A 15,393-nucleotide genomic window follows, 5' to 3' on the forward strand; every position below is an offset into this window, starting at 1 on the left:
TATGAGACTAATACACTGTGGCGGAAGTTTGCCTACTTTTAACCCCTTATCTGGTTAATTAAGATTAACGCGATCGAATAACGCGAGGAGCTGCGTAAATTGAAAGCGGAGCTACTTCACATCCGTCCTCTGTTAACTCCCTTGGGTTTAAAGTAAGATTATACACTCCTGACCACACCGCCACAAATGCATCGGTCAATTCTAACATTTGGGAAAAGCTAGTTAGTCCCCATACTGGAGAATTCCTCTGCAAGAGCAAGACTTGCCAATTTACAGGAATTCCGCCTGTACCGTTATATGCCCCTGATAAAGCACCAGTAATTGCACCTGTAGCTTGTGAGCTTAGAAGCGTAGCATCTTGCACTTGAGAATTGTCATTATGAGTAGCCTGTAAAACTGTCAGCCGAAAGTCTTCTAAGGTACTCAAAAAGCAGTAAAATGCTATAGCAATAGTGTTGCTAAGTTTTTCTTCTTTAGCAAACTCAGCTTGCGTCGTTGATAATCCAGCCCCTTGCTCTAATAAATTCTGGACTCTTAATAATTTTTTTGGTATTGATGTCGGTGTTTCTCCGATAAAAGAAATTGTTTGTGGGATAAGAGTTAGAGGGTCAAGTTTTTCAGTTAGGGCAAGAGCGATCGCATATCCTACTGCTAGTGTTCCATCCCTGACTACTGGATCATCCTCCCAGATTTTCAGCACACGCAGCAAGTTTTGTCGGAGCTTAATTGGATTTTCGTGAAAAAAAAGTGCTACTGGTAATGTGGCAATAATTATTTTTATCGAGATGTCATCAGTTGCTGCTGAATGAAGAGATTTTTTTTGCTGACGCTCTATCCAATCATCTAAATCTAATCTACCTAGCGCAATCAAACTCTGGATGCCCAGAACCGCCATTCTGCCTAAATCTGGGTAACTCTCAAACTGTACTTTACCACCAGGAGCTAAACTTCCCCCCAGTAATGCTCCGAGTAAAGTTCCTTTAAACCGACTTATAGGAGAGTAACGCATAAATTATGTAGTTAAAAGTGAGGAGTTAATGAAATATTACTAATTCCTAACTTTACTACCAACTACCAATTCCTAACTCCTAACTCCTAACTCTTAAATGATCTATCAAAGCTTGCAAGCCCAATAAGTAACTTTGAACGCCAAAACCACTTATTTGCCCGATCGCAACTGGGGCGATGTACGAATGATGGCGAAAATCTTCCCGGCGATAAATGTTACTCAGATGTACTTCCACGGTGGGCAAATTAACAGCAGCGATCGCATCTCGCAATGCCACACTTGTGTGGGTATACGCTCCGGCATTAATCAGAATTCCCTGATGTTGCCCTAACGCGCCATGAATAGTATCTACCAAAATTCCTTCATGATTTGACTGCAAAGGAAAAACTTTCGCCTGTAATTTGAATGCTTCTTCTTCTAACAGGCGGTTAATTTCAGCTAGGGTCAACGAACCATAAATTCCTGGTTCTCGCTGTCCTAGTAAATTTAAGTTTGGCCCATGCAGTGCCAGAATACTTAAGGGTTGCAACGTCGAATTTACCACTTTGGGGTTAGTGGCGACGGCGCGAGCGATCGTTCACAGGAATCGGAATCAGTTCCGGTTCCGGTTCAGCCTCTGGCCCTAATAGGCTTTCAATTAGCCTACGAGCTAATTCCTTAAGCTTTTCCAGCACCTTTTCTATATAGTCCATGAACTGACCGCTCCTGAGATACTACCTCAATTTTTGATTAACAGGTACGCAGAAAAAAACATACTTTCGCACCTCTGGCTTCCAATCGGGCCGATACACAATCCCGCATTTGGGACATAAGCCACTTCTAAAATTTAGTGTTGTGTTTTCCCTTACTTTTTAGAGTATCACACTTGAACCTACTGAACTGTATCCTATCAAGGATGGATATCAAGGGTCAAGAGTTAAAAATTGGACTTTAGATAGACTATTGAGTAGGAATTTTAGATTTTAGATTTTGGATTAAGAGAATTTTGAGATTCATGCCTCGCCCGTTATGAGCGAAATAAATCTAAAAAACACTCCTCCGTCGCTAATGCTACGCTAGCGTAAATCTAAAATCCAAAATTGTTTGACTTGTCACTAGCACAACACGGCGTAAATAAACCACACATTCAAAATCAATGAAACGCTTACGCTGTATTAATTTTGAATTTTGTTAGCGCAGCGTTAGCGAGTCCGCGTTCGCTTTTAGCGTCTCGTAGAGAGCGTCATTTTGAATTTTGAATTCCGCTTTGCGGTACTAGCCTTCTGTACCCTTTTTCTTTGCAGCGGTCGTTGAGGATTTAGCTGTTGACTTAGATTTGGAAGTCGTTGATTTACTCGTTTTGCGAGTCGATTTCCCAGTCGATGTCTTAGCTGCCAATAAGTTCAGCGCCGCGGCCAGGGTTATATCTTCTACCGTTTGACCTTCTGGGATACTGACATTAGTTTTGCCATGCTTGATGTAAGGGCCATAGGGGCCATCGTAGATGTTAATTGTTTCCCCGTCCTCTGGATGCGTACCCAATTCGCGTAACGCTGCCTTGGATTTGCTGTTGGTAGAACTGCGTCCCTTTTTGGGTTCGGATAACAATTCCAATGCACGTTCTAGGCTAATTGCCAATACATTATCAGTAGCTTTCAAGGAGCGGTAGTCTTTTCCTTCCTTACCCTGGTCGTGAACCACATAAGGGCCAAAGCGTCCCAAACTTGCTTGGATTTTGCCGCCAGTAACTGGATGAACCCCTAATGTCCGGGGTAGCGCCAACAGACCAACAGCCATTTCCAAGGTAACGGTTTCTGGGGTGACACCTTTGAGTAGGGAGGCTTGTTTCGGTTTGGGGTTTTCGTCGGTTTTGTCACCCAATTGCACATAAGGCCCATAAGCACCAATTTTCACATAAATTGGTTCCCCAGTTTCGGGATGGCGGCCTACCTGGTCAGGACCTGTGATTTTTTGCCGCAGCAATACTGCTACCTGTTTGGGGTCGAGGTCAGATGGTGTCAGGTCTTTGGGAATTGAAGCGGTGATAACTCCTTCACCATTTTCGACTTCAATATAAGGGCCATATTTACCAATGCGGACTTTGGCATCTAGATTCTCAAGTTCTACAGTCCTCGCTTTGGTGGCATCAATCTGACTTTCTCGTTCTTTTACCAAGGTTTCTAACCCTTTTTCTCCCAGATAAAATTGCTGCAAGTAGGGCAGCCATTTCACTTCACCTGTGGCAATGTCATCAAGGGTTTGCTCCATCTTCGAGGTGAAACTGGGGTCAACAATGTCCGGGAAATGTTTTTCCAGCAAGTCGGTGACGGCGAAAGCGGTAAAGGTGGGAATGAGAGCGTTAGTCACCAAATGGGCATAACCCTTGTCGATGATTGTGCCAATGATGCTGGCGTAGGTACTGGGACGACCGATACCTTCGCTTTCTAAGGTTTTCACTAAAGTTGCTTCGGTGTACCTAGCTGGCGGTTGGGTTTCGTGCCCAACTGCTTCTAGTTCTGTACAATTTGGATGATCGCCCACTTTCAGATTTGGCAAAATTACTTCCTGGTCTTCCAGTGCTGCCTCTGGGTCGTCTGAACCTTCGACGTAGGCACGTAAGTACCCAGGAAATTCAATCCGTTTGCCAGAAGAACGAAATCCAGCATCCTCAACTTGCAATTGCACGGTAATTTGAGTTTGCCGGGAATCAGCCATTTGACAAGCTACAGTACGCTTCCAAATTAAATCGTAGATAGCAAGTTCTCGACCGCCCAAAGGAGTTTCTTGAGGGGTGCGGAAGGTGCTACCTGCTGGACGAATTGCTTCGTGCGCCTCTTGTGCGCCTTTGGATTTGGTGGTGTATTGCCGGGGTTGGGGACTGAGGTATTGTTGACCGTAGAGCTTTTCTACACTACTCCGAGCAGCTGCGATCGCTTGATCTGACAAATGCACTGAATCTGTCCGCATATAGGTAATATACCCTTGCTCGTACAAATTCTGGGCAACCCGCATTGTGTCACGGGCTGAGAGACGCAGTTTCCGGTTAGATTCTTGCTGCAACGTCGAAGTGGTGAACGGTGGCGACGGTTTGCGCGTCACTGGGCGTTCTTCGATGTCGTTAACACTCCAGGTTTTCCCAGTTAGGCGTTCCTTGAGGGCTACAGCTTGGTCTTCGTTGAGCAATAAGACATTGCGACCTGCGGTAATTTCTCCGGTCGTTGCGTCAAAATCACTGCCGTTAGCGATTTTGGTTCCTGCTAATGTTACCAGTTGGGCAGCAAAGGGGGTTTTTTCCTTTGACAAACTAGCTTTCAAATCCCAGTATGTACCCTCATGGAAAGCGCGGCGTTGACGTTCCCTGGTGACTAAAAGTCGCACAGCGACAGATTGCACCCGCCCAGCAGATAATCCCCAGGCGATTTTTTTCCACAGCAGGGGAGACAGAGTATAACCCACCAGTCGATCTAAAATCCGCCGCGTTTCTTGGGCACGAACCAACTGCTCATCAATATTGCGGCAGTTTTTCAGAGCTTTTTTGATTGCCTCTTGGGTAATTTCGTGAAACACCATCCGCTTAGTGGGAACTTTCGGCTTGAGCAATTGGTATAAATGCCAACTAATGCTTTCACCTTCCCGGTCTTCGTCCGTTGCCAGAATCAGTTCATCTACATCCTTGAGGGCTTCTTTAAGCTGGGTGACAATTTTCTTTTTGTCTTTCGGGACAACATATACCGGTTCAAAGTCGGCGTCCACATTTACCCCTAGCTGCGCCCATGATTCCCCTTTGACGGCAGCAGGAATTTCACTAGCCGACTGGGGTAGGTCACGCACATGACCCATAGACGCCTCCACCCGATAGCCTGCTGGCAGGTAGTTGCGAATGGTACGAGCTTTGGTTGGAGATTCGACGATGACGAGAGTTGACATGGAAATTTCAATAAAAAGAAGAGCTAGTAAGCTAAACAGTCAAATTGAGGTAATTTTTGCAAATTGTCAAGATAAATGATCACGCTTAGGGCGGTGATTTAATCCTCACATAAACTGCCTGCTTGGGAGAAAATCCGCTGAACTTAATGCCCAGTCTGTCCCAGAGGATAAATGAGGGTACGCTGGGTCTGAATTTCCAGCTATTTCAATCTTTAACTTATCTAACGCATAATTGGCGACTACAGTTTTCAAAATATCCTTTAATTGGGGAATTGGGCATGGGGGATGGGGCATTGGGTATGGAAGATGAGAAAGCAAGGAACAGGGAGACAAGGGGACAAGGTGACTTGAGTGAGTACTTGTAACAAGTCTTTCTCCTTGTCCTCTTCACAATGCCCAATCCCCTATGCCCTATGTCCAATTCCCAATGCCCCACTTTAATAGAGCTTGTGCCAAAATTAAATCAAAATTGAGAGCAAAAGCGAAGTGGGATTTGTACCCATGTCAGGAAAGCAAAACCATGAAACCAATTCGTCAGGGTGATGTTATCTTACTACCTGTGCAGCAGGTTGAAGGACAAAAAATACCTCATTTAACTTTGGCAGAAGGCGAAGTTACGGGGCATAAGCATCGCATTACTGAGGGAAACGCCGAATTATACGAGAAAGATAGCACACTTTATTTACGTGTGTTTTCAGAGTCGGCATTGCTAGCTCATGAGGAGCATAAAGCTATTTCTATTCCCCAAGGTGACTGGATGGTGAAAATTCAACGGGAATACGAGCCTGAAGGTTGGCGTTATGTCGCTGATTGAAAAGTTAACGCCTGAGCAAGAGGCTTTGATTCCAGTTTATCGCGAAAAGTGGAGAGCGATCGCACTTTCAACTGAGCGAATTGATCGTGAAAAAGCGGCTGAAGCGGTGAAATTAGTCTATGCAGCTATGGGCAAAGAAGATCCTGAAATTATTTTTGTAGATAGTCTTTATGGGGCAATAAAATGTGTGAATCAATTAGATATACCGTCAGGCTATACACTAATTGACGAAATATGTGATTTGCGGCAAGACTTTGAAAATCAACATGATTTTCATACACAATTCAGCCGCGAACTGAGTAGCAAACTCGGAATGGAATTCGACGAGTTTCAAAAAGAAACTTTCAGTCTTTACATGATCCCAGATTATATGGGCGGTGATCCTGATGAGTGGGACTCAGTGCCTGACTTCATTCAACCTATAGAATGGATTCGTTGCTTCTTTATTTGTTATGACTTTGATTTTTCCGTCCTCAGCTTTTCTCACAATCAAGAAATATGGCAAGCACTTGAATCTTTATTCAAATATTGTGGTAGGGTTTTACCTTATAAAAATATTTGCATAGTATGCGATCGCCCCCTTCACTTGCGCTTAGACAATCAAAATCGCCTCCACGCTGAAGGTGAACCCGCAATAGAGTATGCCGATGGATTTAGCCTTTACTTCTATCACGATGTAACCTTACCTGAAAAGTATGGTAAAATCCACCCTGAACAATGGCAAGCGGAATGGCTTTTGTCAGAGAAAAATGCCGAACTACGGCGAGTACTAATTCAGGGTATTGGTTACGCTAGAATTTACCAAGAACTACAAGCTATTGAATTAGATAATTGGCAAGAATATACATTATTAAAAATTGATAACAATGTGGATATCGAGCCGATTTATTTATTAAAAATGACTTGCCCCAGTACAGGGTTTATTCACGCCTTGCGAGTTCCACCAAATATCAACTCAGCACGTGAAGCAATTAGCTGGGTAAATTGGGGCGTAGATCCAGAAGAGTTTGGTGTGCAAACATAATTACTTAAAGGACTTACCCATTTAGAAATTGTTCAAGTAGGGAAAAATTCTTGATTAGTAAAAATGATTTACACGCTAACACCTCAGCAAGAGGCTTTGATTCCAGTTTATCGGGAAAAGTGGAGAGCGATCGCACTTTCAACTGAGCGAATTGATCGTGAAAAAGCGGCGGAAGCCTTAAAAGTTGCTTATGCTGCCTTTGGCTTTGAAGTACCTGAAATTGTTTTTTGTGATAGTCCTTATGCTGCTTTCAGTAAGATATTTCTGGATAAAATTGACCATCAGAATGACCAATTGAAACAGAAACTTGAATTCTCAATTATTAGTAGATTAAATAAATTATTTATAAGCCGCAAAAAATCATTTATAAGCAGCCGAGTAAAACAGCAAAAAGTATTTCAGCCTCTCCCAGAACCGCTCGTTAAACAAATATTTTTTCTCATGAATTAATAGAATCATCAATATTTCAGGGATTACCAAATATACCAGATAATAATATGTACAACAGTCTTTTTTTGGAATTAGATAGTAACCATTGGGATGGCGGACATAGACTCTTCTATAGACATCTAAAGCCTGAACTCCTAATCAAAATCAACGAAAAGTTACAAAATCAATATTGGAGAAAATTACTGAACCGGATTGGAAAGCGATTAAGGGCTTCTCTAAAAACACGTTTAGAATCTGATATAACGGACGTTTATTATAAATGTTGGCAACCAAATATAAGGGCTACCTTAACTAGTGTATTAGATTTTTGTTTTAGAGTATTAAATTTTGATTATGATGTGAAAAAATTCCAGCACTATCAATCATTAATTACAGAATGTGGCTGGATTTTTGCTTTTGAAAAAGTAGCAATTATCTGCGATCGCCCGCTTCACCTGCGCTTCGACAATCAAAATCTCCTTCACGCAGAAGGCGAACCAGCCATTGAATTTATTGATGGATATAGCCTCTACTCCTACCACGGTGTAACCTTGCCTGAAAAATATGGTAAAATCCACCCGCAGCAATGGCAATCTCAATGGCTTTTAACAGAGGAAAACGCCGAACTAAGCCGAGTATTAATTGAGGGTATCGGTTACGCTAGAATCTGCCAAGAACTACAAGCGATTGAATTAGACAACTGGCAAGAATATACACTATTAAGAATTGATAAAAATGTGGATATCGAGCCGATTTATTTATTAAAAATGATTTGCCCTAGCACAAGCTTTATTCACGCCTTGCGAGTTCCACCACATATAAACTCAGCGCGTGAAGCAATTAGCTGGGTAAATTGGGGAATTGATCCAGAAGAATTTGGTGTGCAAACATAATTAGGGACTTCCAAGAAATAAATTATCCAATCTTGTGGGGTGGGCATCTTGCCCGCCTTTGACTATGGGCGGGCGAGACGCCCACCCCACAATAAATAGTTGTATATTTTTTTATTTGTCAGTCCCTTGCTTAAAGGACTTCCCCATTTAGAAATTGTTCAAAAAGGTAATGACAATCCATTCATGCTAGATGTCACATTAGCAGAAAGGGCATACTATATTTTTTAAATGCAGTAAATTGAGAGTTAATTATTCATTTTTGAGTAGTACAGTGAAGATACTACCATTTGGATAATTATCTTCGACGCTAATTGTACCAGAATGTGCGTCGATCGCCATTTTACAGAAAGCCAATCCTAAACCAATTTGCGAAATTTCTGGTATCGGAGTTCCAATTTCATACTTCTCAAAAATGATTTGTCGTAACTCCAGGCTTACTCCAGAACCAGAATCAGCGACTTGCACTTTTACACCACCTGCTGCTAAATACTCTCCCCGTAGGGTAACTTGAGACTTGGACGGGGAGAACTTAATGGCATTGGAGAGCAAATTATCCAGCACTCGACGAAAGATAACTGCATCTACTGCAACAATGCCACCAAGTTCGGGTAGTTCGCGTATCAGGGTCAGGTTCTTTTGATTAGCGATCGCCTCAATACCTGCCAATGCTGACATACACAGGGTACAAAGGTCTACTTCTGTATATTTGAGAACCATTTTCCCAGATTCTAGCTTTGCCACCATCAGCAAGCTATCGATTAAAGATTGCAGTTGTTGCCCAGCAACTAAAATTTGATCGACTTTGCCTTGCTGTTGTTTTGGTGACAAATCTGGCAACCGCAGAATCTCTGCGCCTAAAACAATACTGGTAAGTGGATTTCGCAAATCGTGCACAATCATGTTTACCATGTCTTCTCGCAGTTTGAGCAATACTTGCATATTGTCGTACTGCTGCTTAATCTTTAACATGGAATGAACTCTGGCTCGTAATTCCACACCATTAACGGGTTTACTAATGAAGTCATCTGCATCCGTCGCCAGACATTGAGCCAAATCTTCTTTATCGGTTAATGCTGTCACCATAATAATCGGCACTGCTTGCCATTGTGGATCGGCTTTGATGCGTCGGCAGACTTCCATCCCATCAAGATCGGGCATCATCACATCTAATAAAATCAGATCGGGCTGAAAACTATCGAGGCGGTTTAGAGCTTGTTGACCACTAGGAGCGTAGTATAGCTGGTAGTTTTCACCATCCAGCAAGGTTTCAATAACATCAAAGTTATCGGGTTCATCATCGATCGCTAAAATAGAGAGTTGACTATCCATCGAGTTTTCTGACTGCAAAAGTAGACCGTGGTGACTTACGCCAAGGCATGGAGTTAGGAGCCGATGATTACCTGACAAAACCTTTTTCTATGGAAGAACTTTTGAAGGCAATTAAGGTCAGATTAGATTGGGTGGAAAAACCAACTTTAATCAAACAACAATACGAACATGAACATCAAGAAAATACCAAGTTGAAGCAGGAGATAGAGATAAATTCAGAAAAACTACAAGAGAGCCAACACTTAGCAGAAATATGCAACGAGGTTTTACAAAAGCTTTTACAAGATTTAGGGAATCCGCTTTCAAATATCAATATGGCAATCTATATGCTTAAAAAAGCTCAATCAGATGTTGAGCGCAATTAAAGCAGAGCGTTCAGATTTCCGTCAGGGAATGGATTTTGGGGCTGATGATTATTTGACTAAACCGTTTACTCCTGAAGAACTACTAAATGCGATCGCTTCTCGTCTTGATAAACACGCTTTGGTTGAGCGCCAAACTCAAGCCAAGCTAGACGAACTCAGAATGAATATTGCTCACTCATTACCTCACGAACTAAATACGCCTTTAAATGGTATTCTCGGTATGTCACAGCTGTTAATAGAAAGTTGTGGCATCATGCCTGAGTCTGAAGAAGTCGAAATTGCCGAATTAATTTACAGATCCGCTAATCGCTTGAATGCACTAGTTCAAAGGTTTTTATTGTATAGTAATCTGGAATTAATAACTAAAAGTCCCGAAAAAACTCGTCAAATAAAAGAAAAAAACGATAGATGTCTTGCTGAAAAAATTATTAGTGAAATTGCTCTCAAAAAAGCTATAGAAAACTCTAGACAAAAAGATTTAAAGCTAGATATCCAAGAATCTATAGTGCAATTACCACAAGAAGATTTGAGTATTCTGATTGAAGAATTACTGGAGAATTCTTTTAAGTTTTCTTTACCAAGCAGCGAAATTAAAGTTATGAGTAAGAGAGAAGGTAATAAATTTAATTTATATGTAATTGATAATGGCAAAGGTATGGCAATTGAAGAGATTAATACAATTGGAGCTTTTGTACAATTTAATCGAAAGTTATGGGAACAACAAGGCTCTGGCTTAGGGCTGGCTATTGTTCAACATATAGTTAAATTATATGGTGGTGAATTGACAATTGCTAGCATTCCTGAACAAGGAACTACTGTAAGTGTTAGTTTGCCTTGCTAGGGGATACTTACAAATCTAACTACAGTAAAATAGAAATTTACAAAAGAGGAATTCAGGGAGCAAGGGGAATCTATCTTAATCTTTTAAGGGATTAGTTATATTCCGTAGTTTTAAGTACGCTTTTTTAACACCAGGTTTGCAGAACATGACCCTTCAACTGTTGTCCTAACCAAGGTGTATTCTGTGAAAGTGTATAAAGACTTTTCCGTTCGACTTTCCAAGTTTGCTGGGGATCAAATAAAGTAAGTTCCGCTGGTTGATGAGGTAGAATCGCACTTACTTTTTGCCCCAAACACTCTGCTGGATTGGTACTCAATGCCCGCCATAATTCTAAAGCTGTAAATTCCTCAGTTTCAACGAGATATTGCCACAGTAAAGGTAATGCTAGCTCTAAACCAATTGCCCCAGCTGGTGCTTCGGCAAAGGCTTGGACTTTTTCTTCGTAGCTGTAGGGTGTGTGATCGATCGCGATCGCATCAATCGCACCGGCACGTACCCCTGCACGCAACGCCGCCACATCACGAGGATTTCCTAAAGGCGGGTCTAAATGCAAGCTTGTGTGATAACTCTTAACTGCTTTGGTATCAAGTAAAAGGTGCATCCAGGTGGTGCTGGCGGTGATGGGTAAACCAGCCGCTTTAGCTGAAGCGATTAATTCCACGCTGCGAGCTGTAGAGACACGCATGATATGAACTGGTGTGCCGATGGTTGCAACCAATTCCAGCATGGCTGCGATCGCAGTTGTTTCAGCGCTGGCGGGGATTGGGGGTAAACCAAAACGGAGAGCATTTGTCCCTTCTCTCATTACACCATTTGCTGTTAACTGGCGATCGCTAGGCCAAAATGCGACTGGTTTGCCCAATGGCTGGAGATACTCTAACACTCGCCGCACCAGCGCCAAATTTTCTAAAGGTTTACCATCAGTAAAACCCACAACTCCAGCAGACGCTAAATCTGCCAATTCCGTCATCTGCTTCCCAGCAACATCTACGGTGATCGCACCCCAGATATGAAGCAAGGGGGCAGGGGAGTGGGGAATCTGGGGAGACAAACTCTTCTCTGCTCCTCTGCTCCTCTGCCCCTCTGACCCTCGGTCACTGAGCGTAGCCGTACCACTTCGTGGAAGCAAGCTACGCGCAGCCTCTCGTAGAGAAGTGCTGCCCCTCTGCCCCTCTGCCCTCTTCTGCTGCAACTGTGCCACAAGCGCAGGGTTATCAATAACTGGGGATGTATCGGGTAAAATGCTAACTCTGGTAAAGCCGCCAGCAGCAGCAGCTTGTAAGAAAGACGAAAGGGTTTCCCGTTCCTCAAAGCCAGGTTCACCAGAGTGGCTGTACAAATCCACTAATCCAGGGCCGAGAACTAATCCCTGACAATCTCTGATTTGAGTATCAGAACTGATGTCAGAAATGTGCGAAGCCACTTCTCGGATATAACCATCAGCAATCAGCACATCAAAGAGTTCGTCGATTTCAGAAACAGGGTCAATCACTCGTACTTTTTGCAGCAGTTCAGTCATAAAAGTTTTTAGTTATGAGTTAGGAGTTAAGTAGGTAGGCATAATTAAACATAAAGTAAAATCCTAGTTCATAGTGAGCGATTCATCGCTCAAAGCAAGGATTATTAGGACTAAAGTCCTGACTACAAACTTTAATTTATTTACGTCTAGCTACTTATGAGTTATTTGTTCTTCAGTCATTAGCTTCTAACTTTATTCCTCACTCCTCACTCCTAACTCCTCACTCCTCACTCAGCACTCACAACGCTCCCGCTGCTGTTTTATCTAGTACGCCTCCACCAAAGTGATAGGTGATATTCATCGCTTGCAGTACTGGTAAACCATCGATTCCAGCAGGGTAGTCGATAACACTAACTGCACCGTTACCCTGACGAAAACTCCAGAAGTTTTCCAGCGATAAACCCAGAATGTGACAAAGCAAGGTTTTGTTAGTAGCGTCATGAGCTACTACTAATACAGTTTTGAATTGATTATTTGATGCTGCTTGCAGAATTGATTGCCAAGCTGCAACACTGCGCTCCCACACTTGTTGCAAATTCTCCCCTTCAGGCATTTGCACTTGCGTTGGTATCAGCCGCCATCGCTGCAACTCTCCCGGAAACTCTTGCTCTATCTCTGTTTCTAATTTTCCTTCCCAGAGACCATGACTGATTTCTCTTAAACCATCTTGCAATTCTAACTTTACATTAGGATGTTGTTTTAAGATAATCTCTGCTGTTTCTTTAGGGCGCAGCATTGTGCTACTTACAGCAAAATTAATCTCTACGTCTTGGAGAAATTCGCCTGCTTTTTGCGACTGTTGTCTACCGTTGTCGTTGAGGGGGACATCAATTTGACCTTGAAACCGGGTTTGGCGATTCCAGTCAGTTTCCCCATGACGCACTAGCAACAATCGTACTCCTTGATGATCCGGTCGCAATGAGGGTAAAGATTCTCCGGTGTGTTGCGTCTGATTTAAGGATTCTAGCTGGACTGGTTCGCCCAATCCTCCAGCAAAATTTAGTACGGTGATGCCACAGTTAGATTGCTGTATTGAATGATAGCGACTGGGAGGAATTCCTAGCGCTGTGCTAATCAGGGCGCGATTAATTCCGTTATGTCCCACGATGAGAATAGTTTCGCCTTGATGTTGAGACAAAATTTCTTGCCAAAACTGCCGTGCTTGTTCGTATAAAGCAAGAACGGGAAAGTGTTCTCTTGTCCCTTGTGCATCATTAAGCAGCATCCGCAGTTCGTCGGGGCGTTGATGCCAAGTGCGGTAGTCTTCGGCAAATTTTTGCTTGACTTCAGAAGTTAGCAGTGCTTCCCATAAAGGTAGGTCGATTTCTAGCAGCAAATCAGAAGCTTGAACTACAGCAGATTGTTCAGCATGAGCCGCTAACTCACTATGGATAATATCTGCTGTGTGTTTCGCTCGTTGTAAGGGACTGCTGTAAATCGCATTAAATAAGATATTGCTGAGGGCTTTGCCTACTTTACTGGCATGGTTACGACCTTTTTCGGTTAATGTTGACGCATCAGTGCGTCCTTGGATACGCCGCTCGGTGTTATAACCGCTTTGACCGTGGCGCACAATGATGACACGAGTCATCTCAAAGCCCTCCTCTTATCTTGACGATTAATTTTACTGCAAAACGATTGCATAATTATCGACTCAGGAAGGCGGATTGAGTCAGGTGCAAAATTTTATTCTGGTAGAGGAGACAGGACGATTGGCTAAAACTGCCGTTGTCTTAACGATATTTTCTAATAAAGCTGTTTTGATTTAAGTATAAATACAAGAGTGAAAATATTGTGCTTAGTGCAATATTTAAGCTAGTAAAGAAAAGTTTATAGTAAGAACTTTAGTGTTTAGAAAATTAAAGACTAAAGTCCTTACTACGAACTTGTTTACCTTACTAATTGAAACTTGACAGATTATCAGCAAACATTTTGGGCAAGGCATAATTAATTAAAACTACAACGTCAGCCTTTATACTTGCTTATTCTCTTCCTATATCTAAATGTACTTGCAATCCATCATTGTCACTGTCTGACTGAGCCGGTGTTAAGAAAACTGAAGTGTCTGGCTGTGATAATGATTCGTTAAAGCGGATTGTGGCTGGAGTTTTATTTTCTCTTCTATTATTACGGTTAGAAAGAGTTGCTGGATTAGTTTGCTCAAAAAAACTCCTAAAGTCATCTTGGGCTGTTTTCTTCTCGATTCCAAGTAGAGAATCACCAGTTAATCTATATTGTCCGGTATTTGAGTTTGATGCTGGCGATTGAGCGTAGACTTGGCTTCCTAAGCTTGCAAAGGCTGCCGTAATCCCTAAGAAAGCAATAATTTTGGCGTTCATTTGTTTTATCCAAATTATTTTAATATTGCTTGTCTATTATTCTCTGGAAAAAGTATTTTAATCAACTCTATGGTTAGGTTCAACTATAATAATGGTATTGCATAGATACTTAGCGTGTCAATGATTTTGGCTGTTTTAGGCATTAACAAGTTATAGCTTTGGCATCTCTTTGGAAGTTAGATTATCTGGTTCAGTTTTTTTGCGATCGCAGTTAAGTTTGTTGAAATATGCCAGGATAAAATCAGCGATATTTAACAGTCGCAATAGAGCGATGCCTACGGCGGGCTACGCCAACGCACTCAGCACAGAAAGCGGTAAGATTGCTTAAGCGTAGCCCCTTGTAGACATTTGCCCCGCAAGCTTTTGATCTCCCCAACCCCCTTAAAAAGCTACGGTGTATACACAAGTTATCGAATCACCACCAGTCTGTCGAATTACCCCACCCTAACCCTCCCCTTATAAAAGGGAGGGAACTAGATTTCTTGTTCCCCCCAATAAACGGGGGGATTAAGGGGGGTAGTTCTGGGATAACAGACTTGTGTATACACGGTAGCCTTAAAAACGGGGGAAAAAGCCCTTCAAAGTCCCCCTTTTTAAGGGGGATTTAGGGGGATCTTCAACGATTTTGATTTTGTGTGTACACCGTAGCCGTTGCTAGAGAGATTCCCTATCAAATCTTTGTAGAAGATGCGACAGCCAAACTCCAATAAATTCAACAAAATCATGATTTTCATTAACAAACTCACGAGTTTCATTGACAAAATCATGATTTTCATTAACAAACTCACGAGTTTCATTGACAAAATCATGATTTTCATTAACAAAGTCATGATTTTTGCGCTAAATACTGAATTAATAGTTATATTAAACACTAATTTTTGAGGACTTTACTGAACTAAGATCCAGCTTTAGTGAGGCAAACTAG

At 42.2% G+C, this 15,393-nt stretch carries 13 protein-coding genes and 1 pseudogene; 6 read left to right on the forward strand and 8 right to left on the reverse strand.

The features are described from left to right. Positions 1–64: 64 nt before the first annotated feature. The 4 genes from CDG76_RS17875 to topA form a co-directional block, all read right to left on the reverse strand. Positions 65–1,009: an ADP-ribosylglycohydrolase family protein gene (locus CDG76_RS17875; protein WP_094350303.1), complete on the reverse strand. Its 945-nt coding sequence runs from the start codon at positions 1,007–1,009 to the stop codon at positions 65–67. A 79-nt stretch (positions 1,010–1,088) separates the two neighbouring features. Beyond that, positions 1,089–1,538, reverse strand: coding sequence for a type II 3-dehydroquinate dehydratase (gene aroQ / locus CDG76_RS17880; protein ID WP_094350304.1), 450 nt, complete (start codon positions 1,536–1,538; stop codon positions 1,089–1,091). Between the two features lie 22 nt (positions 1,539–1,560). Further along, complete coding sequence (locus CDG76_RS37410) at positions 1,561–1,701, reverse strand: hypothetical protein (RefSeq protein ID WP_012410890.1); 141 nt, start codon at positions 1,699–1,701, stop codon at positions 1,561–1,563. Positions 1,702–2,263: 562 nt separating this feature from the next. After that, positions 2,264–4,915 (reverse strand): type I DNA topoisomerase, encoded by a 2,652-nt coding sequence (gene topA / locus CDG76_RS17885; protein ID WP_094350305.1) that lies wholly within the window; start codon positions 4,913–4,915, stop codon positions 2,264–2,266. A gap of 520 nt (positions 4,916–5,435) precedes the next feature. Between topA and CDG76_RS17895 the strand changes: the two genes are divergently transcribed. The 3 genes and pseudogenes from CDG76_RS17895 (at position 5,436) to CDG76_RS39645 (ending at position 8,075) form a co-directional block, all read left to right on the forward strand. After that, a complete protein-coding gene (locus tag CDG76_RS17895; protein WP_094350307.1) occupies positions 5,436–5,729 on the forward strand; it encodes a hypothetical protein in 294 nt (97 codons plus the stop codon). After that, positions 5,716–6,753: a DUF6745 domain-containing protein gene (locus tag CDG76_RS17900; protein WP_094350308.1), complete on the forward strand. Its 1,038-nt coding sequence runs from the start codon at positions 5,716–5,718 to the stop codon at positions 6,751–6,753. Before CDG76_RS17895 ends, CDG76_RS17900 begins: the two co-directional genes overlap by 14 nt. A 63-nt stretch (positions 6,754–6,816) precedes the next feature. Continuing rightward, positions 6,817–8,075, forward strand: a pseudogene (locus CDG76_RS39645) (DUF6745 domain-containing protein). A 249-nt stretch (positions 8,076–8,324) separates the two neighbouring features. On the opposite strand, the gene CDG76_RS17915 reads toward CDG76_RS39645, so the two are convergent. Then, positions 8,325–9,404 (reverse strand): hybrid sensor histidine kinase/response regulator, encoded by a 1,080-nt coding sequence (locus tag CDG76_RS17915; protein ID WP_094350309.1) that lies wholly within the window; start codon positions 9,402–9,404, stop codon positions 8,325–8,327. A 47-nt stretch (positions 9,405–9,451) separates the two neighbouring features. On the opposite strand from CDG76_RS17915, the gene CDG76_RS39410 reads away from it, so the two are divergent. Together CDG76_RS39410 and CDG76_RS17925 are read left to right on the forward strand one after the other, a co-directional pair. Next, on the forward strand, positions 9,452–9,769 hold the full coding sequence (locus CDG76_RS39410; protein ID WP_094350310.1) for a response regulator transcription factor: 318 nt from the start codon (positions 9,452–9,454) through the stop codon (positions 9,767–9,769). Continuing rightward, the gene (locus tag CDG76_RS17925; protein WP_094350311.1) at positions 9,753–10,610 is read left to right on the forward strand and encodes an ATP-binding response regulator; all 858 of its coding nucleotides are present in this window, start codon (positions 9,753–9,755) and stop codon (positions 10,608–10,610) included. The genes CDG76_RS39410 and CDG76_RS17925 overlap by 17 nt, the downstream gene beginning before the upstream one ends. A 124-nt stretch (positions 10,611–10,734) precedes the next feature. Here CDG76_RS17925 and CDG76_RS17930 read toward each other — a convergent pair whose 3' ends face one another. From CDG76_RS17930 to CDG76_RS17940, 3 genes are all read right to left on the reverse strand, one after another. After that, positions 10,735–12,129: a dihydroorotase gene (locus tag CDG76_RS17930; protein WP_094350312.1), complete on the reverse strand. Its 1,395-nt coding sequence runs from the start codon at positions 12,127–12,129 to the stop codon at positions 10,735–10,737. Positions 12,130–12,367: 238 nt separating this feature from the next. Then, positions 12,368–13,720, reverse strand: a complete 1,353-nt coding sequence (locus CDG76_RS17935; protein ID WP_094350313.1) for a histidine phosphatase family protein — start codon at positions 13,718–13,720, stop codon at positions 12,368–12,370. A gap of 391 nt (positions 13,721–14,111) precedes the next feature. Next, complete coding sequence (locus tag CDG76_RS17940; protein WP_094350314.1) at positions 14,112–14,468, reverse strand: hypothetical protein; 357 nt, start codon at positions 14,466–14,468, stop codon at positions 14,112–14,114. A 169-nt stretch (positions 14,469–14,637) separates the two neighbouring features. Here CDG76_RS17940 and CDG76_RS37415 point away from each other — a divergent pair, with 169 nt between their 5' ends. Then, positions 14,638–14,796 (forward strand): hypothetical protein, encoded by a 159-nt coding sequence (locus CDG76_RS37415; protein ID WP_190240885.1) that lies wholly within the window; start codon positions 14,638–14,640, stop codon positions 14,794–14,796. The last annotated feature ends 597 nt before the right edge of the window (positions 14,797–15,393 follow it).

This window comes from Nostoc sp. 'Peltigera membranacea cyanobiont' 210A, from assembly GCF_002246015.1.
In the GTDB taxonomy this organism is placed as follows: Bacteria; Cyanobacteriota; Cyanobacteriia; order Cyanobacteriales; family Nostocaceae; genus Nostoc.